At 50.9% G+C, this 20,325-nt stretch carries 17 protein-coding genes; 5 read left to right on the top strand and 12 right to left on the bottom strand.

What is annotated here, in order from left to right; translation table 11 throughout:
- Positions 1–124: 124 nt before the first annotated feature.
- Positions 125–1,510 carry an L-serine ammonia-lyase gene (locus ACJJJB_RS09460; protein WP_445366126.1) on the top strand — a complete coding sequence of 462 codons (1,386 nt, stop codon included), beginning with the start codon at positions 125–127 and terminating at the stop codon, positions 1,508–1,510.
- Between the two features lie 121 nt (positions 1,511–1,631).
- On the opposite strand, the gene ACJJJB_RS09465 is transcribed toward ACJJJB_RS09460, so the two are convergent.
- The gene (locus ACJJJB_RS09465) at positions 1,632–2,531 is read right to left on the bottom strand and encodes an NAD(P)/FAD-dependent oxidoreductase (RefSeq protein ID WP_282953325.1); all 900 of its coding nucleotides are present in this window, start codon (positions 2,529–2,531) and stop codon (positions 1,632–1,634) included.
- A 116-nt stretch (positions 2,532–2,647) separates the two neighbouring features.
- On the opposite strand from ACJJJB_RS09465, the gene ACJJJB_RS09470 reads away from it, so the two are divergent.
- Positions 2,648–3,061, top strand: a complete 414-nt coding sequence (locus ACJJJB_RS09470; RefSeq protein ID WP_282953324.1) for an Rrf2 family transcriptional regulator — start codon at positions 2,648–2,650, stop codon at positions 3,059–3,061.
- Between the two features lie 302 nt (positions 3,062–3,363).
- On the opposite strand, the gene ACJJJB_RS09475 is transcribed toward ACJJJB_RS09470, so the two are convergent.
- The 11 genes from ACJJJB_RS09475 to ACJJJB_RS09525 form a co-directional block, all read right to left on the bottom strand.
- Entirely contained in the window at positions 3,364–4,296 is a 933-nt protein-coding gene (locus tag ACJJJB_RS09475) for a DMT family transporter (protein WP_445366127.1), read from the bottom strand.
- Positions 4,297–4,469: 173 nt separating this feature from the next.
- The gene (locus ACJJJB_RS09480) at positions 4,470–4,673 is read right to left on the bottom strand and encodes a Sec-independent protein translocase family protein (RefSeq protein WP_020413028.1); all 204 of its coding nucleotides are present in this window, start codon (positions 4,671–4,673) and stop codon (positions 4,470–4,472) included.
- A gap of 276 nt (positions 4,674–4,949) precedes the next feature.
- Complete coding sequence (locus ACJJJB_RS09485; RefSeq protein WP_445366128.1) at positions 4,950–5,603, bottom strand: hypothetical protein; 654 nt, start codon at positions 5,601–5,603, stop codon at positions 4,950–4,952.
- Positions 5,604–6,605: 1,002 nt separating this feature from the next.
- Positions 6,606–7,064, bottom strand: coding sequence for a hypothetical protein (locus ACJJJB_RS09490; protein ID WP_020413032.1), 459 nt, complete (start codon positions 7,062–7,064; stop codon positions 6,606–6,608).
- Between the two features lie 218 nt (positions 7,065–7,282).
- Positions 7,283–7,753: a DUF3592 domain-containing protein gene (locus ACJJJB_RS09495; RefSeq protein WP_445366129.1), complete on the bottom strand. Its 471-nt coding sequence runs from the start codon at positions 7,751–7,753 to the stop codon at positions 7,283–7,285.
- A 148-nt stretch (positions 7,754–7,901) separates the two neighbouring features.
- Positions 7,902–8,234, bottom strand: coding sequence for a hypothetical protein (locus ACJJJB_RS09500; RefSeq protein ID WP_445366130.1), 333 nt, complete (start codon positions 8,232–8,234; stop codon positions 7,902–7,904).
- 146 nt (positions 8,235–8,380) lie between these two features.
- Positions 8,381–9,268, bottom strand: coding sequence for an IS3 family transposase (locus tag ACJJJB_RS09505; protein WP_445365039.1), 888 nt, complete (start codon positions 9,266–9,268; stop codon positions 8,381–8,383).
- The gene (locus tag ACJJJB_RS09510; RefSeq protein WP_445365040.1) at positions 9,220–9,573 is read right to left on the bottom strand and encodes a transposase; all 354 of its coding nucleotides are present in this window, start codon (positions 9,571–9,573) and stop codon (positions 9,220–9,222) included. Before ACJJJB_RS09510 ends, ACJJJB_RS09505 begins: the two co-directional genes overlap by 49 nt.
- A 632-nt stretch (positions 9,574–10,205) precedes the next feature.
- On the bottom strand, positions 10,206–10,670 hold the full coding sequence (locus ACJJJB_RS09515) for a DUF2489 domain-containing protein (RefSeq protein WP_445366131.1): 465 nt from the start codon (positions 10,668–10,670) through the stop codon (positions 10,206–10,208).
- On the bottom strand, positions 10,670–11,599 hold the full coding sequence (locus ACJJJB_RS09520) for an AEC family transporter (protein ID WP_445366132.1): 930 nt from the start codon (positions 11,597–11,599) through the stop codon (positions 10,670–10,672). Before ACJJJB_RS09520 ends, ACJJJB_RS09515 begins: the two co-directional genes overlap by 1 nt.
- A gap of 6 nt (positions 11,600–11,605) precedes the next feature.
- Positions 11,606–12,982 (bottom strand): DNA recombination protein RmuC, encoded by a 1,377-nt coding sequence (locus ACJJJB_RS09525; RefSeq protein ID WP_353376320.1) that lies wholly within the window; start codon positions 12,980–12,982, stop codon positions 11,606–11,608.
- A 228-nt stretch (positions 12,983–13,210) separates the two neighbouring features.
- On the opposite strand from ACJJJB_RS09525, the gene murI reads away from it, so the two are divergent.
- The 3 genes from murI to ACJJJB_RS09540 all read left to right on the top strand — a co-directional run bounded on the left by murI (position 13,211) and on the right by ACJJJB_RS09540 (position 20,297).
- Positions 13,211–14,044 carry a glutamate racemase gene (gene murI / locus ACJJJB_RS09530; RefSeq protein WP_445366133.1) on the top strand — a complete coding sequence of 278 codons (834 nt, stop codon included), beginning with the start codon at positions 13,211–13,213 and terminating at the stop codon, positions 14,042–14,044.
- A 98-nt stretch (positions 14,045–14,142) separates the two neighbouring features.
- Complete coding sequence (locus ACJJJB_RS09535) at positions 14,143–16,842, top strand: PD-(D/E)XK nuclease family protein (RefSeq protein ID WP_445366134.1); 2,700 nt, start codon at positions 14,143–14,145, stop codon at positions 16,840–16,842.
- On the top strand, positions 16,839–20,297 hold the full coding sequence (locus tag ACJJJB_RS09540) for a UvrD-helicase domain-containing protein (protein WP_445366135.1): 3,459 nt from the start codon (positions 16,839–16,841) through the stop codon (positions 20,295–20,297). The genes ACJJJB_RS09535 and ACJJJB_RS09540 overlap by 4 nt, the downstream gene beginning before the upstream one ends.
- Positions 20,298–20,325: the final 28 nt, after the last annotated feature.

Genomic DNA, 20,325 nt, shown 5'->3' on the forward strand with positions numbered 1-20,325 from the left:
TGTACGGAATGCTGGCTGCCACCTTGATTGTTGCGCCTTGTAAGGCAAAGTGCGCCCCCAATTGGTGCAACTATATCCTTAAGGGAGGGCTGTGAAAGTAGACAGCCCAGCGCAGAGAAAATTTATGAGCATTAGTGTTTTTGAACTCTTCAAAATTGGTGTCGGCCCTTCCAGTTCCCACACTGTGGGCCCTATGGTCGCCGCCCGCCAGTTTGTGCAGGATCTGCGCTCTCGCTCCCAGCTAACCAGCACTGATCGTGCACAGGTGCACCTGTATGGCTCCCTGGCGCTAACCGGTGTGGGCCATGGTACTGATATGGCCGTACTGATGGGCCTTCTGGGGCAGGCTCCAGATACGATTGATGTGGATAGCATCGAAGACAAGATGGCTGCGATACAGAGTGATCGCGCCCTTGTGCTAAACAATGACCACAGTATCGAATTCGTTCGCGAACGTGACCTGGTCTTCCATATGGAAGAGTTCCTGCCGCAACACTCAAACGGGATGACCTGCCAGGCATATTCCGGATCTGAACTACTGTTCGAGCGCAGCTATTTTTCCATTGGCGGTGGCTTTGTACTGTCCGAGGAAGATTTTGCTCACAAAGAAGAGATAGCCACCCTGCTTCCCTATGATTTCAGCAATGCTGAGCAATTAATGAAAACCTGCGAGCAGCACGGCTGGACCATTGCCGAACTGGCAATGGAAAACGAGAAAGCCTTTCGCAGTGAGCAGGAAGTAAAAGATCGCCTGTGGAATATCTGGAAAGTCATGGACGCTTCTATCAAGCGAGGCTGCCACCAGGACGGAATCCTACCCGGAGGCCTGAATGTACGCCGCCGTGCAGCCGAACTCTATCGTGAATTGAATAAGCAGAGCCCGGAAGAACGCAACCACGGCCTCGCTATCCTCGATTGGGTCAGCCTGTTCGCCCTGGCCGTAAACGAAGAGAATGCTGCACGCGGACGTATCGTGACTGCCCCCACTAACGGAGCTGCCGGTGTTATTCCCGCGGTAATTGCCTATTACGTAGAGTTCGTACACAACCCGGATATTCACGGAGAGCTGAAAGACCAGGTAGTAAAATTCCTGCTCACCGCTGGCGCCATTGGCATGCTATTTAAAAAGAATGCTTCTATTTCCGCTGCTGAAGTCGGCTGCCAGGGAGAGATCGGCGTAGCCTGCTCCATGGCATCTGCAGGGCTGGCAGCAGTAGAAGGCGGTACTAATCAGCAAATTGAAAACGCCGCCGAGATCGGTATGGAGCACAACCTAGGGCTCACCTGCGACCCTATTGGCGGACTGGTACAAGTACCCTGTATTGAGCGCAATACCATGGGTGCAGTAAAAGCCATCAATGGAGCACGCCTGGCTCTGCGCGGTGATGGTGCCCATATAGTTCCACTCGACAGTGTGATTGAAACCATGCGCCAGACCGGTATCGATATGCAAAGCAAATACAAGGAAACCTCTCTCGGAGGGCTCGCTGTAAACGCGGTTAACTGCTGAGTTTTTAAGGCCGGGGCAAGTAACTGCCTCGGCCACAACACAACTCCCCCTACATCAGCTCTTAGCCCATTGCTCCCACCTAGAAATAAGGGATTTTGATAACTCTCACACGGTGCATTTACTAGTTATTAAATATCAGTGAACGATGTGCAGCGACACCAGCCATAGTACCGGACGCGATCGCAAATGTTCCGCTCTGCATTGGGTTGGACAGGTCCCCCGCAACAAACACCCCATTAACAGAACTTTCTTTAAAAGCATCAACTTTCACAATACTGCCAACTAGAGAGTCTTCCAGTGCTAAATCCAGCATTCTTATAAGCGGCGAAGCCAGCATAGCCTTTGGAGAAACATAAAGACCCTCCAGAGGTATTTCCCTCCCATCAGCTAACAAGACAGCTTGCAACTGCCCTTTTGCTCCCAGCAAATTGGTAATCGGTGTCTCCTCTAGTACTACACCTCGATCAATCAAGTGCCCCAGTACTTCTCCCTCTGGGTTGAATTGCCCCTGAGTAAAAAGGGTTGTCGCCCCCCAATCTGGAATCATTGCCGCCTGATGAAAAGACAATTCACTGGTCGCAAACACACCCAAGGGGCGATCACTTAGCTCATAACCATGGCAATAGGGGCAGTGAATAACGCTTTTACCCCAGAACTCTTTTACACCTGGAAGATCTGGCAACTGGTCTGTGATACCACTGGCAAGAATCAGTTTCTTTGCGCGGTAAACGGCATCACTCTCTGCCGCTACCTCAAACCCGCCTCGCAATTTCTCAACACCTACAGCCGCATCCTCAACCAGCTGAAAACCGGGATAGAGCGCAAGCTGGGATAGTGCGGTAGCCCGAATCTCGGCGGGGCTTTTTCCATCCAAACCAAATACACCGTGAGACGCACGAGCAAAGCGATTGCGTGGTTGGTTTGTATCCAACACCACTACTTTACGCCGCCCACGAACAAGCTGCATCGCGGCAGACAAACCTGCAAAACTACCGCCAACAATCAAAACATCGATATCCATGGTCACCTCCCAATCATCATGTAACTTTAATTGTTACACAATATTTTTAAAAATGGCAACACACGTAACACCAAATGTTTCATGATATACTACGAGCTCAATGACTAAGGTGAACTATGCGAAAGGACAGTCGGCTTTCCCGGGTGCTACATGTACTCATCCATCTTGAAATGACTGATCAGCCAGTCACATCAGATAAAATGGCTGAAATGCTTTCCACCAATCCAGTAGTGGTTAGGCGTACCATGGCTCTGTTACGCGATCGGGGATATGTACGGTCGAGCAAGGGGCATAACGGAGGTTGGTCACTGGCCAAGCCCCTAGATGAAATCACACTATTGGATATCCATAAGGCTCTGGGTGAAGCATCGGTTTTCACTATTGGGCTAACTGACGAGCATACCAACTGCCCCATTGAGCATGCGGTAAACGCCTCCTTAAAAGACGTTATGAATGAAGCTGAGAAACTGATGCTGAAGCGTTTCGGAGAAATCACTTTGGATTTACTAGGAGCGGAATTTAAGACCTGAACTTTTCCATACTGCGCGCTATTTCTTCTTGGCCCAAGATTGAATTCGCCATAATGATCGAACGCCCAATTCCTGAGCCGCCGAAACAGATCTGGATGCGCAGGGTTAGTGCATCCAGATCCTCAATTACATTATTTACGATACAAATTTAACTGCCGACTTCTTCACCCCGTAGGCCACCTTCCCGCTCTTTTCCTAACAGCAAAAGGTCCGAATTTACGGATACTATTTTTGAGTACCTGCTTATTCAGAAGCTGCGAGCGATTTCCTGCTCCCAAACAGAAGCCACTACAGTGCAGAGACTAATTCACAGATTTAGACTCACGCTGGATACCCCGCCACCTCCTTTTGAACGCAACCGATAGAGAGCCACTCAATGAGCGACCTGCGTCCGAAGCATAGAACCCTGCTCCCAATACTACGGCAGCACCAAGTAGCGTGAGTCCATCGGGTAGATCACCAAAGATAATAAAACCAATCACGATGGCCCAAAACAACAAGGCATAACTGAAGGGCTGTAAAACTGTTGCGGGCGCATAGGAAAGGGCCTTGATGAGCAAATAGTGACCCATTGCACCCAATAGTCCATTCAACATCAATAATTGCCAACCTGTTGAGGTCGGTTCTACCCAGTAAAAGGGTGCTAATCCGCCGAAGACAATCAGACCAATGAAAGCCGTATAGAAGGCTGTTGTACTGGAGCTATCGAACTGCGCGACACGGCGTGAAAGAACTTGATATGCAGCCCACAGAATTGCCCCAGCTATCGGTATCAAAGTGTGCCAACTCATTACCCCCAATCCAGGCCGAATGATGATCAAAGCACCTATAAAGCCTATAGCAACACCCACCCAACTTCTCGTGTCTATCTCTTCACCCAGGTACCATCCCGCCATCAATATTGCAAACAGCGGTGCCGTTGCAGCGATTGCATGGACATCAGCTAACGGCATCATACTGAATGCAAAGATAAATACTGTCACCTCGATCAAAAGCACAAGAGATCGAAGTATTTGGGTACCGAGAATCTTACTTCGAACTTGTTTGAGCTTGCCTGTTAATCCAGCTAATCCAGCCGTGACAATCACGATGAAAAAAAACATCGCAAAGCGGACTGCCATAATTTGAACAATGGGATAGGTTTGGACGAGTAGCTTACCGGTTGCATCCATACCGGCTAAACAAAGCATCGCCATAATGCTCAAAAGTATTCCGCGACCACTTTTTACATTCAATTTTTTAGTTCCTGAAGATAGAGCCCGGCCAACCCTGGGTCCTGGTAAAACCATTATGATCAGGTAAGGAACACCTTATGCAATCCGGCTTCCCAACCTGCATTCAGGGGGTGAAAGAAGAATAAATACAATAGAGATTTAACCAACTTCGCTGAGAATAACGCTTAACGTTATTAAGAAGCCTCTTCCACTGGCCACTTGACGAATGCAAGCACCCACACCAAGACTATATTGACAACAGGAACTATAAGTAACAAGCCCCACCATCTGGAAAAGCCAGCCTTCTTAGCTACAGAGCCAAAGATTAGCAGCGGGCCGAGAAGGATTACAAAAATGATGATGAGTTGCCAAAGACTAATTCCGCCAACGCCCATCATTGTACCTCCTCAGTTTTGGTGCTGACACTCCACCTAGATGCAGCCAAAACAGCACCAGCTACCAGAAACCCTAAAACTGGTATGAACAACGTAAGACTATAAATTGGATTCAGTCCAGCACGCTTAAATATTCGCCACACTGGGTATAAGAGAAACAAGGCCACAACTAACGCTTCCACCACAAAGCTACCCATGAACTCTCCTTTTGATGAAGCCCAATCCCAAGATCAGTAGAGCACTAAACTAATGGCATTATGAGTCAACAGTACTCTCTGGTTAGGCGGGCAAGTCTATGCGCGGTATCGCCCAACGCACAACCCCCGCAACCCAAATAAATCCAATAAGACCTCCAAGATAAACATTCATAGTTCCACCTGGGGCTATAAAGCCACTGTATCCGAATACAGTGATAGTTTCGATTGCCTGCTCAAGAAAGAAAATAACACTGAGCGACTTAAGCCAGCGTGGGACCTCAACAGATGTGCCAGGCCCTATAGCTAAAAACGCTACCGCCATCGCTGTTGTTGACCCATTCACCAGAGGCCCCCAATAAGAAGATATGCCGAAGATTGTGCGAGCAACTGCTGGCTCCAGCCCCTCTGGATGAAGTGCTAACCCCGCCCATAGCCAAGCTTGAACCTGGGCTGTGATGGCAAAACCAAGCACGCCTGCAAGAAAAATATACCGACTCGGTTTCGGTAACAATGTAGAAATCTGCCCACCAAAGATGGCGAGGCCAAGTGAGAAAAAAGCCGCTGTCCAAGCATAAAACCGGGCGCTCAGTTCGTTAATTGAAAACCAATGAACAATCTGCTCGCCACTTGAATCGATAGCTGGATACGAACTGCCTAGTGCGACAAAACCGGCCACATAAAATGCAGCAGTCATCAGAATATTTATTAATAAAATTCGTGATGGTTTTATGCTCATACGAGGCAAACCTTTATGAAGCTTTCAGCACCACTTAATGTAGACCTTGGTGGTTGGTATTTCACATCTCTATCTGAACTTGCCAGGGTATCCCGATATTAGAAATACTAAGCAAACAACTGTAGCTAAGCACAAGAAACTCTCCCTCGTGGAAGGACAACAACAGCTTAAATATCAAGATTCTCCGGGAAGATGAATCTCTTTCAAGCTTAAGCCACAAGGTTCGCAGGTAGCGATATAGCTAAACTTAAAGTTAACAAACCTTCCAAAGAATACGTATACTTTATGCCCAATACGGTAATACCAGTACCCAACTACTAATAGGCTTGGCAGCCCAATAAAGACTATTTGAGTCATACCTTCAAAAGCAAATACTTCCTCTAAGAAAGATTCAGGATATAGGATTATAATACATAAGTATGTCATGAAGCCTATAGGGGCCATTAAAGCGACAGACAAAAAAATAAAACCGATTAGATCTTCACCTGCAACCCAAAGCTTGATCTTAGACTTTCCTCTTTTTCCACATCTATCACAAATATACATTCTCAGTAGTTACCTATAATATAGCCTAATAGAAGATGCACCCTAAACTGGGGTTGTCACCTTCCAAATTTTTACGCACCCAAAGATTACATCTTTCACCATTTTAAAGTGTCCATGATATCTTCTAGAAATGCTTATCTTTGGCCATTCTGCCGTCGAGCAAGCCAAAGTCTACGAAAACAAGAAAAATGAGCGACTCCTCATCTCACTTTAATACTTCAATGCCTCAATGCTTGGATGAAATGTAGCCATGAAGAAGAGCCCCTAAGCGGAGACACTAGTCGAATTACCAGGAGACTTAACTCTAATGATTATATTGTAACTGCTGAGTAGTCAGGTACTTGATCATGAAGTAAATATTAAGCGTTTTCTCTTAAGTTAAGCTCAGCAGTCATGGCAAGCTAAATTAATAAAGTCCGGTGAAGACTGCTAGCTAGGACATACTACAACCCTTTATCAGCATGTCGCATGGGCCTGCAAATCCTCATTATATTTTTCAATTCGTCTGGATGCAGCAGCTATCCCATTTTCGTACCTATTGATATCCCCCTTCTGCTCACCCCACTCTTTCAAATTAGCTATACGCTGCTCCTCGCGATCAATCAGCGCTGTAATTGCTGCTACCTTTGCAGTTTTCAACTGTTCTTCGATACTTTTATTTATAATTTCTATTTGTTTAGACTGTTGATCAAGAGCAGTTAAAGTATACTTTTCAAACTGATCATTTTGCTTCTGTTGCAACACCATAGAATAAATTGCTAAGGCCAGAGCAAAGCTGGAAAACAGAGATGAGATCGCACCAAAACTTTCTCCAAAGTTACTCGCCTGATCCAGACTCTCAAAACCATAAAATGCAATGATTCCTGAAATAACCCACAATACGATCGATATGAATATCAAAATTCCCAGCCTCATACTCCCTCCCTAGATTAATGCTAAAGCTAAAAGCAATACTATGCATTCAATGCATTGGATTATTAAGCCAACCGCTTATCCTTCTATGCGTTTAATTAATGTATAAACTCCACTCAGGCTTAAACCATTCATGACGAAAACGATATTCATAAAACTTCAAATAGAGAAGCTTTTCCTCTACAGCATCATATTACACCATTTATACTAACAATACGTTACTAGCGTGTCACTGCCGCAGTCACCAACCATCCATAGCCGAATACAGCCAAACTATAAATAACTATAAGTACTGGAATCACAACTGCAGACAACTTACTGAACCGTTCCATTTCTATAAATGCATTTTTTGGGGAGCTGGGCATTACACGCACCGCCACGCTTCCCCCCTCTTTATATCGACTCAGTAGATCATGCTCGATATTGTTATTTTTAAACAATTGGGGGGACCTGAGTAATGGAGTATCTGAACTATACTTGACGCCCTTGTACTCATACTCAAACTCGATTTGTGCCTCGTATACCCTTTGCCCCTCCGCATTCGTAAAATTTTTTAATTTTGAGGTTGTTATTTTTGCATCAACTACAGGGAGAGAATTCCATTTTTTCTTTACTCTTTGATAAACAAAGGTTTGACCAAACCCCAAACTTACGATTATCACAAGCCCAATATACTTCAAGATTCCAAACATCGTATTTTCTCATAAGATAACTTAATCCCCATTAAAGAGGCTATCCATACTACTCATATATCATGCAAACTGAGAGCACAGAAATCAAACAAAGCGCAAGGTGTTTTGGCCGGAGCAGCACTATCTATCTTTATTATGTCAATTTACTTTATGGAGCCACCCTATAAATACCAGGCCCATTGATTAATACGCCATTAGATAACATGTACACAAAAACCACCACAGATAAAACTACTACAGTCCAATGAAATATGACAGCTAAGCTTATATATTTTGAAAAATAGCTCATACTATTTTCTGAGCCCGACACTGCAGCAGCAAATGGCAAGAGTACAATTACTGCAAGCCCTGCCAGGAAAAAATAAGAGAGGTATTCCTCATAGTAGTAGGGAAACCATGATTCATAAAATGCCGAAAACGTAAGAAAATATGCAGCAACTGCAAAAAATAGCGAGACAAAGTATATTAATAATTTTTTCAATTTAGACACCAAAACTTTTAACGTATGCGCCAAGCCTCAAAGGAAAGTCAATCAGCTTATTTAAGTGTGCTAACGACTTGACGTAGCATCAAATTTCTTACTTTCGAAGCCTCCCCCCTTAAAGTAGACGCCACCTTATATTCATCTTATGCGGCCATTCTTTCATATTCATCTGGGCTTTTGAACCCAAGTGAACCATGTCTTCTTTTAAAGTTATAGTACCTATCAAGATACCAAGATAAGTTAGTTCTTAGCTCCTCAACGGATTCAAAATTAAACCCTTTGAAACTCTCAGTTTTCAGTGTTTGAAAAAATGATTCTACATACACATTATCATTCATAAATCCTGGACGGTTCATGCTCGGCTCAATACCCAGTTCTTTGAGTCGGTTTTGGTATGCATAAGCACCGTACTCAGAACCTCGGTCGCTGTGAAATATTAGATCTGATTCTATATTTCTGCGACGGACAGCTTTATTTAGCGCTGACAGTGTTAGCTCAACGGATCGAGTATCCGACAGCTCCCAACCCAACACTTTCCGGGAGTAAAGATCGATAATCACAGCTAAATATTGCCATTGCCCATTGATCTTCAGATAGGTTACATCACCAGCCCATTGAGAGTCTGGTTTACTCGGCATACCATTCTCTCTTTGTAAATTTTCAACCTTAATGCAAGGATTTCCAGGCAAAGGGTGTCGACGATAGATCCTTCCAGCTTTCCCCACGATTCCAGCCTCTCTCATAAGGCGTTCAACGCGCTTGTGATTTATTCGTTCACCATTAGCTTTCAGCTCTGCGCTAATTCTTGGACTTCCATAATTACCATCATGCTGCGCATAGATAGCTTCGATACACCCAAGAATTCGTCTATTTTCTATGTCTCGAGTGCTCTCATCACGGTTGAGCCACTTATAAAACCCTTGGGGTGAAACATTCAAGTATCTACATAAGTACCTGACACCAAAGTCCGATCGATTAAGAGCTATGAACGAGAATCTTTCAGCTTTGGATCTTTCAGGTACATTTCCCACTTTTTTAGGAAATCATTCTCCTTTTGCAATTTCTCAACCTGCTTTTTTAGACGTCTTATCTCTTTGTCATCAGTTTGAGACTGAGTTTTCGTTGTCTTGGTCATACTTATTCTACGGCTGGGCTTCTCGACCAGCTTGCCTTCTCTACTTTCCTGTCGCCATCTATACACCATTACTGGATGCAAACCAATAATATTGGCGATAGTGGTCGTATCTACTTTCAGTTGATTAGTGAGAGCTACCACTCTAACTTTGAACTCTGTTGAATATTCAACAACCCGCTCTTCACTCAGTATTTTCGGCATTTTCTCCTACCCTATTCAAAAGGTAGGCGTCTACTCAATGGGGGAAGGTTTCTTCTTGTTTAGAGCATTTTGTTGCTACTTAAGGATAAGCCCTGTTAACAAGTTCACATTCAGGCCAATATGACGGACGCTCCGATAGCGATCAAAAACGCGATCCAGTACCAAGCTCCAGCCCCCTCAAGATGATCAAGCAGCTTGAATACACCTAACGCGGTGACAAATGAAATTACGGTGCCAATGAGTACATTCAAATGGAAACCACCAAAAATAAAGTTCAACGAAAGTACACCGGCACCCCAAAAATTGCCGAATAAAGCTAATTTGATGAACGTGCGAAGTATGTCAGCACAGCGATAAGCAGGATTACTTTTAAAATCACTTACTAATTCTCACTGAATACTGCCAGTAGAGTCAGTAAATTTTGATTTCATTTTGCGAAAAAATGGGATCAATAAGTTCCGCGCAAATGCAGTATGCATAAAAAATAAATTTTAAGGCGGGTTAGCACCTACAAAGTAACCTTTGCAAAAAGCTAGAAATAAAAGAATTAAACTCTCCAAACAACGGGCAGATTACTACCCGTTGACTAACAAATAAAGAGCTATCCCAGCCAATCATCTGGCTACCCAACTTCAAAAAGTACGGCCAAGGATACATTTAGCGGCATCTATCGCAAAGTCTTTATAATCTGCCTCTATTTGTGCCATTTCTAACTCATATTGAAATTGTTCTTTACGCGGCAATGCCTTCCAGTCTTTTAGAATTGGGATATGACTGGTTTTCTCTGCGATGGTATAAAAAGCAACAAACTCTTCACGTACTTTGTCTTCCACCTGAAGCGCATCCAAAAGAACGCGAATACGAATCGAAGCTTCGGTAAGCCCTACTCCATCATCCAACAAGGTGCGGGCAATAATCTGGATGCTGTCGTTTACTCTTTGGCGCTGATCTTCGGCAGCTTGCTCCAGCTCCGCCAGTTGTTCGGCCTGTTTCTTTTGCGCTACTGATAGTTTGCGAAGATAGTAGCCAGCCACAATAGCGAGAGCAAAAATGATTACTGCTGCAAGAATAAGCAACCAGATTGGGAAAACGGTCATTAAAAATACACCTTAAGCAATGCCAGCCCGATACTGGCAGTAACAACAGAGAGCAATGTGCTGAGCCCCACAATATTGGCCGTAAGCTGGCTGTTCCCACCCATAGCATGGGCCATTACAAAGGCCGAGATCGCACAGGGAGCACCCGTCATCAGGATCAGGTATCCCAAGTATTCAGGGCTCATGCCCAATGCCAAACCAATCAGCAGGCAGACAATCGGAGCAACAACCAGTTTAAGTAATGAGGCCGCCAGCGCCGTGGGGGAACTGCGCATCAGTGTTCGCATTTTCATGCTGGCACCAATACAGATAAGTCCCAGTGGCAGGCCCACAGATGCAAGATACTGAATGGTATCGTGCAGTACTTCCGGCAGCCTTACAGCCAATAAACGGCACACAATGGCTGCAATGACACCGAGGATTAGAGGGTTCTTGACCAGCTCCCACAGCATCACCCGCCAGCCAAATTTTCTGTCCTTATTGTAAAGCACGAAAAGAGCGACGGCGATAACATTAAACTGAATCGTGAGTGCCGCTACCAACCCTGCGGAATTGGAAACACCCTCGCTTCCGTAGGCTTTTTCGATCCAGGCAAGGCCGACAATCGCCACATTTCCACGAAAAGCCCCCTGGATAAAAGCGCTGCGATCCATTGGCGATACCGGCCGCGCCAGCAACCATGCCAAAGGGAGCATCACAAAAGTGCCGAGAACCCCTGCTACAAGCAGGTCTATTTCTTGCGCGGGGTTGGCATCCGAGGAATAGATATTAATAAAAAGCAGTGCTGGTAATGCCACGTGGAAAACAAGCCTGGAGGCATCATCAATAAAGCTGTCTCGTACTATCCCTTTATATTTGAGCAGGTATCCGCCAATAATCATCAGGAAAATCGGCCCTGTGACTGATAGCGCGAATACAAGATTTTCCATAAAAAATTATTCTTCCGTGGCGGCTTCCTCAGCCTGTGGCAATCCCTTTACCTCAGGCTGATCCGCTCGCTCCCTTAAATCCGCAGAGATCTGCTTACGGGTTTTAGCACCCAGCTTACGCAAACTATCAATCCGCTTCACCGCGTTGCCACGGCCTGTCGCCAATCGCTTGTAAGTCTGCTGGTAAGCGTCATCCGCTTGGCGCAGGCGATCACCAAGAACATCCAGTGACTCCAGCACCATAGCAAACTGATCGTGCAGCTTGCCGGCCTCGTCGGCGATTTTTTCCGCGTTCTTGTTTTGTTTCTCGTAGCGCCAGATATTCTCGACTGTGCGCAGAGTCGCCATCAGGCTGGTAGGGCTTACCAGGACAATTTGCTTCTCATAAGCAAAACGGAACAAATCCGGGTCCGCCTGCATAGCCAACATATACGCAGCCTCAATGGGCACGAAAATAAAGACGAAATCCAGGGTGCGCACACCCTCCAGCTGTTCGTAGGCCTTCTTGTTAAGGCCGGTGATATGGGCGCGCAGGGAATTCACATGCTGTTTCAGGGCTTGGGTGCGCTCCTCATCGGTTTCCGCCGAGCTATAGCGCTCGTAGTCCACCAGGGAGACCTTGGAATCGATAATCAGGTCTTTGTTTTCCGGCAGGCGCACAATCACATCTGGCTGGCGCCTGCGGCCATCGCTCGTCAGGGTTACCTGGGTTTCGTACTCGCGCCCCTTCTGCAGGCCGGATTCCTCCAGCAAACGCTCCAGCACCACTTCACCCCAGTTACCCTGAATCTTGCGGTCACCTTTTAGGGCCGAAGTCAGGTTCAGGGCCTCATCACTGATGCGCTGGGTTTGCTCGCGCAACGCTTTAATCTGCCCCAGCAGGCTGTTGCGCTCAGCATTTTCGCGATCGTAGACATGCTCTACTCGCTTGCGGAAATCCCCCAACTGGCGCTCAAGCGGATCGAGACTTTTGCGCAGGCTGTCTTCACTGCGGCGCACGAAGCTCTGCTGCTTCTCTTCAAAAATCCGGTTGGCCAGATTCTCGAACTGCTCACCCATGGCAATACGCATTTGCTCCATCAGCTTGCGCTGCTCCGCCAGGGCCGCCTCCCCTTTCTCTACCAGCACTTGGCTTCGCGTGAGTTGTTGCAGCTTGTCCGCCAGCTCGGTACGCAGGGATTCCACATCAACTCCAAGCTGGGATTCCCGCTCGCGGCTGCTATCGATCCGCGCCTGAGCCACCTGTAAAGCGGCTTGGCTCTGCAATAAAGCGCGGCGGCTACTGGCTCGCGCCAACCAAAACACCAAGCCCAACAGAAACAAGATGGCAACAGCCGCCATCACCGCATGATCGGCATTCAATTGCAGCGGGAACGCTGGCATAGAGTGGTACTCCCAGACCCGGAAAGAGATGGATAAATCAGGATTTTGCCAGGGGCCTATCCCCAATGGCTTGCCTAGATAGAGGCGAAACCACCATTCTACCAGTTTGACTATGGAAAGTGCGTCCGCCAGAGGATGCTATTGCTCCCTGATACCTGCAATGGGAATTTTCGTGGAGTTTTGAGGTATTCTTGGAGGATTGGTTTCGATGTTGGTACTCCAGAACGCATGCACAAACACAGCGCCCACCCAGACAGCCCAGCCCCCAGCGCCCTGATCTTTGATTCCGGCGTGGGCGCCGTCAGCATTGCGCGGGAGATCCGCCGCCTGATGCCGGGCCTGACCTTGCACCTGGGTGTGGACAACGGCTTTTACCCCTACGGCAATAAAAGCGAAGAAGAACTGCGCCCCCGGATCGTCCAGCAGGCCCAAGCCATGATGGAGCACTGCGGTGCCGATATTTTAGTGGTGGGCTGCAACACCGCCAGCACCCTGGCCTTGCCCCAGCTGCGCGAATCCCTGAAGAAACCCGTAGTGGGCGTTGTACCCGCTGTGAAACCCGCCGCTGCCGCCAGCCGTTCCCGCACCATTGCCCTGATTGCCACTGAAGGCACCGTCAATCGCCGCTACACACGAGAGCTTATCGAGCAATTTGCCAACGGCAACCGGGTAATTAATGTGCCCGCACCGGAGTTGGTGCATCTGGCGGAAAGCAAACTGCGCGGCGAAGCCATCACCGCAGAGGATTTGGAGCCGGTCTTGCACCGCGTATTCCACACCGCCGGCGGTGACCAAGTGGATATTGCCGTATTGGCCTGCACCCACTTTCCCCTGCTGCGGGAAGAACTGGACCAGTTCGCCCCTCGCTCAATCCAATGGCTGGATTCCGGCGAAGCCATCGCCCGGCGAGTGCGCTGGTGGCTGGAAGAACTCGAGCTGATGCTGCCGGATGCCCCAAACACTGGCCGCCTGATCACCAGCACGGTTGACCTAACCGGCAATATAGAGAGGGCCTTTAGCGAGTTCGCCCCAGTTGCCGAACCCCTCGAATCCAACCTCTAGGATCATCGAAATAGTGACAACTGCTCGTCAAGGTTGACAGCTCCGTCACAAACCGCGACCGTTCCCCGAATAACAAGCCCTAACCGGTACCCGAATTCATGCTGAAGCCGGCATTTCCCGCTCTCGAAATATTTGCGCAGCTGCCTCCCGGAGGACTGCTGCTCACCCCCAACAACCGTCTGCGCAACCGCTGCCAACAGGTGTTTGCCGCGCAGCAGTCGCCCGGTGCCTGCTGGATGCCGCCGCCGGTGGAATCCCTGCGCAGCTGGCTGGACAAGCTCTGGTTCCAACTGCAACAGCGCAACTGGCAGCCCGCCTTGCAGCAGGTATTGAATCGCGAGCAACGGCAATTACTCTGGCAGCGCGCCCTGGATGAATCCCTGGACCGGCAACTGCTCAACAGCCAGCAACTGTGCCGGGATGCCGATAGCGCCCTGGCGCAGCTGCTCCAATGGCAGCTGATCTCCGATCTCTCGCAAATAGATGAAGCGCTAACTCCCCTACTGGAGCAGTTCGCTCTCTCTATGCGCAGCGACGAACTGCCGCTGTGCGCCATGATCAAGGCCTTTGCCACTGAGCTTCAGGCCCACAGCGCCATCACGCCAGACCAGCGCGATCAATTGATCCTGCGCGCATTCCAGGAAGGCATTCTGGAACCCGTCGCGCAAATTGATACCGCCGGCTTTGCCCAGATTTCGCCCCTCGCCAATGCCCTAATTCACGCAGTTGCCGAAGCTGTTAATGAAAGGCAGGGAATCACCCAGCAAAGCGAATTATCCGTAGCCGCCTGCGCCGATTTGGATGAAGAACTCTACCAAGCAGCTCTTTGGGCCGGACAAAAGCTCGCCGAAAACCCCGGCCACAGCGTCGGCATAGTCGTGAACAATCTGGGCCAGTGCCGCGCCCAGGTGGAAGCGGTATTTTCCCGCGTGCTCGAGCCCCAATACCTGGACCCGCAGCAACCGCGCTACACACTGCCGTTTAACTTCTCCGCCGGTACGCCTCTGGCGCAGACACCGGTCGGCAGCGCCGCCCTGCAATTGCTATCGCTACTGCAAGACGAATGGGATTACCCCCAATTGCAAAATATCCTGTTCAGCCCCTTCTGGGGTGACGACAGTGAAACCTGGCTGCGCAGCGCCCTGTTCCGCCGTTTACAAAAACTGGAACTTCGCCGCATCGACGGCGCCACCCTGCGCTACTGGGCCGAGCGCACCGCAGAAGTCCTCCACTTAGAATCGCCGCAACTGCCCCGCCAGCTGGAACAAATGGCCGAACGCGCCCGGCGCTGGCAGCGAGCGCCCGCTGAAATTTGGGCCGCGCGCTTTTCCGAAACACTTAGCGCATTAAATTGGCCCGGCAACCGCAACCCAGACAGCCAGGAATACCAGCAGCTGATGCAGTGGGAATCCATCCTGGAAGAGTTCGCCGCACTCAGTGCCTGCGGTGGCGACCTTACTCTCACCCAGGCCCTGCAATTGCTGCGTCAGATTGCCAGCCGCACCCCCTTCCAAGCGGAAACCCGCGATGGCCCCCTGCAAATTCTCGGGGTACTGGAAGCTGGCGGCCTCGCCTTCGATCACCTGCGCCTGGTCGGCTTCGGCCAACAGCAATGGCCGCCGGCACCGGCGCCCAATCCGCTGCTGCCAATTCAATGGCAAAAACACTGGAAGATGCCCCGCGCCAGTGCCGAGCGGGAATTGGAACTGGCCCGCGAACTCACCGCCGACCTACTCAATGCCAGCGGCGATATCGTCGTGAGTTACACCTGTGAAGAAGACGGTGTGCAGCAGGGACTGAGCAGCTTGTTTGAAAGCCCGCAACAAGCCCAGCACTTTGCCGAAGGCGCCCTGCACCATCACTACAACCAACTGGCGCAAGCCTGTCAGCTGGAAAAAATCGAAGACAAAAAGCTACCGCCACTCACACCCGCCGAATGTGAACGGGTGCGCGGCGGTGCCTCGGTGCTCAAGGCCCAGGCCCTGTCCCCATTAAATGCGCAGTTGCGCTTCCGCCTCGGCGCCAGCAATTTTACCCAACCGGATATCGGCCTCGGCCCCGCCGAGCGCGGTAATGTGGTGCACCAGGTGCTGGCGGAATTCTGGCAACAGTGCGGCACCCTCTTACAACTGCAGGCCATGGACGACGAGCAACGCCAAGCGCAAATCGAACGCGCAGTAGAGCGCTCCCTCGGCAGTGTGCGCAAAAAATATAATCACCTGCCTATCGGATTTTGGGCCATGGAAAAGCAGCGCCTGGAGCGTCTGCTGCAACAATGGCTATCCGTGGAACTGGACAGGCCCAATTTCTCCGTAGAAAAAGTCGAATGGGAACAAGCCGTGGAAATCGGCGGGCTGCACTTTAACCTGCGCCTGGACCGACTGGACCAACTCGCCAGCGGCGAGCAACTGGTAATCGATTACAAAACCGGCATCCCCAGTATTCGCGACTGGCTTACCCAGCGTATCCGCGAACCCCAGCTGCCGCTCTACGCCCTATTCCAACCGGACGCCCACGCCATCGCCTTCGGCCAGGTGCGCAACGGCGACTGCAAATGGAATGGCTGCGGAGACCTGGAGCACCCCATTACCGGCATTAAAGCCGTGGGCGATACGGAAAAAGAATCCCCCTACGGCACCTGGAGCAATCTGGTGGAGCACTGGCGCTACAGCCTGGAATCCCTCGCCACCGAATATCGCAGTGGTGTAGCCACCCTCGCCTTTGATCGCCCCACCGATAACAACAGTGAACTCTGGCCCCTAAACCGCTGGCCGGAAAGGGAGCAAATAACCGAATGAACGAAGTCGTGACCACTCCCGCCCTGCGCCGCCCCATCGATGCCGACGCCCGCAGCCAAGCCCTGGATATCAGCCGCAGTTTTGCCGTATCTGCCCCGGCAGGCTCCGGTAAAACCGGCCTGCTCACCCAGCGCGTATTAAAGTTGCTCGCCGCCTGCCAGCAACCGGAAGAGGTGCTGGCCATTACCTTCACCCGCAAAGCCGCCGGTGAAATGCGCGAGCGCCTGATCGACGCCCTGCACAGCGCCCGCGACCAAGCCCGGCCAGATAACCCCCACGATGCCATCACCTGGGATTTAGCCCGCGCCCTACTGGAGCGGGATCGCGAACTGGAATGGGAACTGCTGCAAACACCTCAGCGCCTACGTATTCAAACCATCGACGGCCTCTGCCGCAGCCTCGCCAGCCAACTACCGATCGAAAGCGGCCTGGGAGCACCGGGTGAACCCCTGGAGCGCACCCAAATCGCCTTTGAACTAGCCGTGGTGAACCTGCTCAAACACCTCGATGGCGAAACCCCAGACGCAGACCTACAGCAACTACTGCTCCACCTGGACAACGACCTGGGCCAGCTCAATAAATTGCTGCGTATTTTGCTGGATAAGCGCGAGCAATGGCTCGGCCCACTCTTGAGCGTCAACTTCGACGGAGCCCAGGACTATTTTCATTTTGTTATCGACGAACTGGTAGCAGAAAAGCTGCAAGACCTCTCCACAGCCCTCGGCAGTTATGCCGGGGAACTGCTGGAGCTGGCCAGCTATGCCGGCGGCAATTTACAAAAGGAAAACCCCAGCCACGGCCTGTGCCTCTTCGCCGAACTGGACGATTTCCCCAGCACAGACAGCAGCGGCCTGCCCGCCTGGCTCGCCCTCGGCAGCCTGCTCCTCACCACCACTGGTGATCTGCGCAAAGGCGGCGGCATCAATAAAAAACTCGGTTTTGGCCTACCGGATAAAAAAGATCCCGAGCGCCCCATCGCCGAAGAATACAAACAGCGCATGAAAGACCTGCTGGCAGAACTGGCCGGCAACGAACCGCTGCTCTCCGCCCTGCGGGAAGTGGGCAAGCTCCCCAGCGGATTGCAACAGAGCCAATGGCAACTGCTGCAAGGGCTCGCCCAGGTACTGCCCAAATTGGTCGCAGAATTAAAGCTGGTCTTCCAGCAGCTGGGCGCCACCGACTATACAGAAGTGGCCCAAGCCGCATTGATCGCCCTGGGCGATAGCGATAACCCCACAGACCTGGCCCTAAAACTGGACCTGCAAACCCAGCATATTCTGGTGGACGAATTCCAGGACACCTCCCACACCCAGCTACAACTGCTGGAAAAACTCACTGCCGGCTGGCAGCAGGGAGATGGCCGCACCCTATTTATTGTCGGCGACGGCATGCAATCCTGTTACGGCTTCCGCAATGCCAACGTGGGTATTTTCCTGGATGCGCGCGAACGCGGTATCGGTGAAGTCCCCCTGGAAGCCCTCGACCTCCAGGTAAATTTCCGCTCCGAAAGTGCGGTGGTGAACTGGGTCAATGAGACTTTCCAAAGGGCTTTTCCGCAAGCGGACAATATCGGGCGCGGCGCCGTGCGCTATCTGCAATCCGAAGCGTTTAAAGGCAGCAAATGGGCCGAGCCCTCGGTAAATTTTTACGGCTGCATCGATGATGAAGACCGCAACCGCGAAGCCACCCAAGCGGTTGAACTGGTGCAGCAATTACAAGCGCAAGACCCTGAAAGCCGTATCGCCATTCTGGTGCGCAAGAAAAAGCATCTACAAAAGATTCTGCCGGCCCTAAGCGCCGCCAATATCGCCTTCCAGGCACCAGAGCTGGCGCCACTCGCCAGTAAAATGGTGGTGTTGGATTTACTCAGCCTCACCCGCGCCCTGCTCGACCCCAGCGACCGAATCAGCTGGCTGGCCGTACTTCGCGCCCCCTGGTGCGGACTGCAACTGCCGGACCTTTACACCCTGGCCAACTGGGGCAATGGGGATATCACCGTAACCGACACCAGCGCGCGCCCATTATTAATGGCCTTGCAGGAAGTAGACGATATCGCCCTGCTCAGCGACGAAGGACGCACGCGCCTGGCCCAAGTGGCCCCCAAACTGCTGCACGCCTGGCAACAGCGCGGCCGCAAACCCCTACGCACCTGGATTGAAGGCCTCTGGCTGGAATTGGGCGGCCCCGCCACGGTAGCGCAAAAATCCGACCTGAATAATGTGCAGGATTTTCTGCAATTATTAGAAGCCTTCGATACCGGCGGAGCCATTACTGACTGGCAACAGTTCACCCTGGCCCTGGAACAGCTCTACGCCCGCCCCGCCCAGGATGCCAAAGTGCAGGTGATGACCATTCACAAATCCAAAGGGCTCGAGTTCGAACACGTACTGATCCCAGGCCTGGACCAAGGCGGCAAACCCGGCAGCGACCAACTACTGCGCTGGAGCGAATGGCTCAACCGCGAAGGTGAAAGCCGCTTCCTGCTCGCCCCCAAAAATGCGCGCGGCGGCCGCGACCCGGTATTTGAATACCTAAAACACGACAACAGCGAGCGCGAACGTCTGGAAGGTACCCGCCTGTTGTATGTAGGCTGCACCCGTGCCATCCGCTCGCTCCATCTTTTGGCCTGCATCAACCGGGATGAAAAAAAGGGCCACCTAAAAGCCCCCGGCAGCGCCGCCCTACTCGCCGGCATTTGGCCCAGTGTTTTACACCACCAGGAAAGCGATTGGTGCCACTGGCTGGAAGCGGAAGAAGCCCTGCTAAACCAGGACGAAGCCAGCAGAGATCACGACTACCTGCTGCGCCTGCCCAACCAATGGCAATCCCAAGCCATGCCCCGGCAGGAATGGCTGGCCCAATACCGCATGCCAGACTACCAACCCAAAACCGAGGAAGAAGACAATGTTCCCGAACTGGGCCAGGTAGCCCTGCGCTGGCTCAAACACGCCGGCACCGTAGCCCACGAAACCCTCGCCACCATTGCCGAGACCAATATCAACGACTGGACACCCAGCAAACTGGAAGCCCAACGCCCCCTATGGCAACTGCGCCTGAAACAATTGGGGCTATCCGCCACCAGCCTGGACCGCGCCGCCGAGAAAGTGGAAATCGCCGTACGCAACAGCCTCAACTGCCCCACCGGCTGTTGGCTATTGGATGGATCATTAAGGGAATCCGCCTGCGAACTGGAACTCCACAGCGGCGGCCGACAGTTACGGCGCTCTATTGTTGACCGCACCTTTATCGATAACGAAGGTACCCGCTGGATTGTCGATTACAAAACCGCAGAGCCCAGTGGTGAGGAAAGCCAGGAAGAGTTTATTGCGGCTCAGCTGGAGCACTACCGGACCCAGTTGGAGAATTACCGCAAGCTCTTTTATGCGCGGGGGGAGCGGAATATTCGATGTGCGCTGTATTTTCCGTTGATGCAGAGGTTGGTGGAGTTGGATTAGGGTATGTTTGGTCCGATATAAGAGCTCA

It is taken from the genome of Microbulbifer variabilis, from assembly GCF_052468405.1.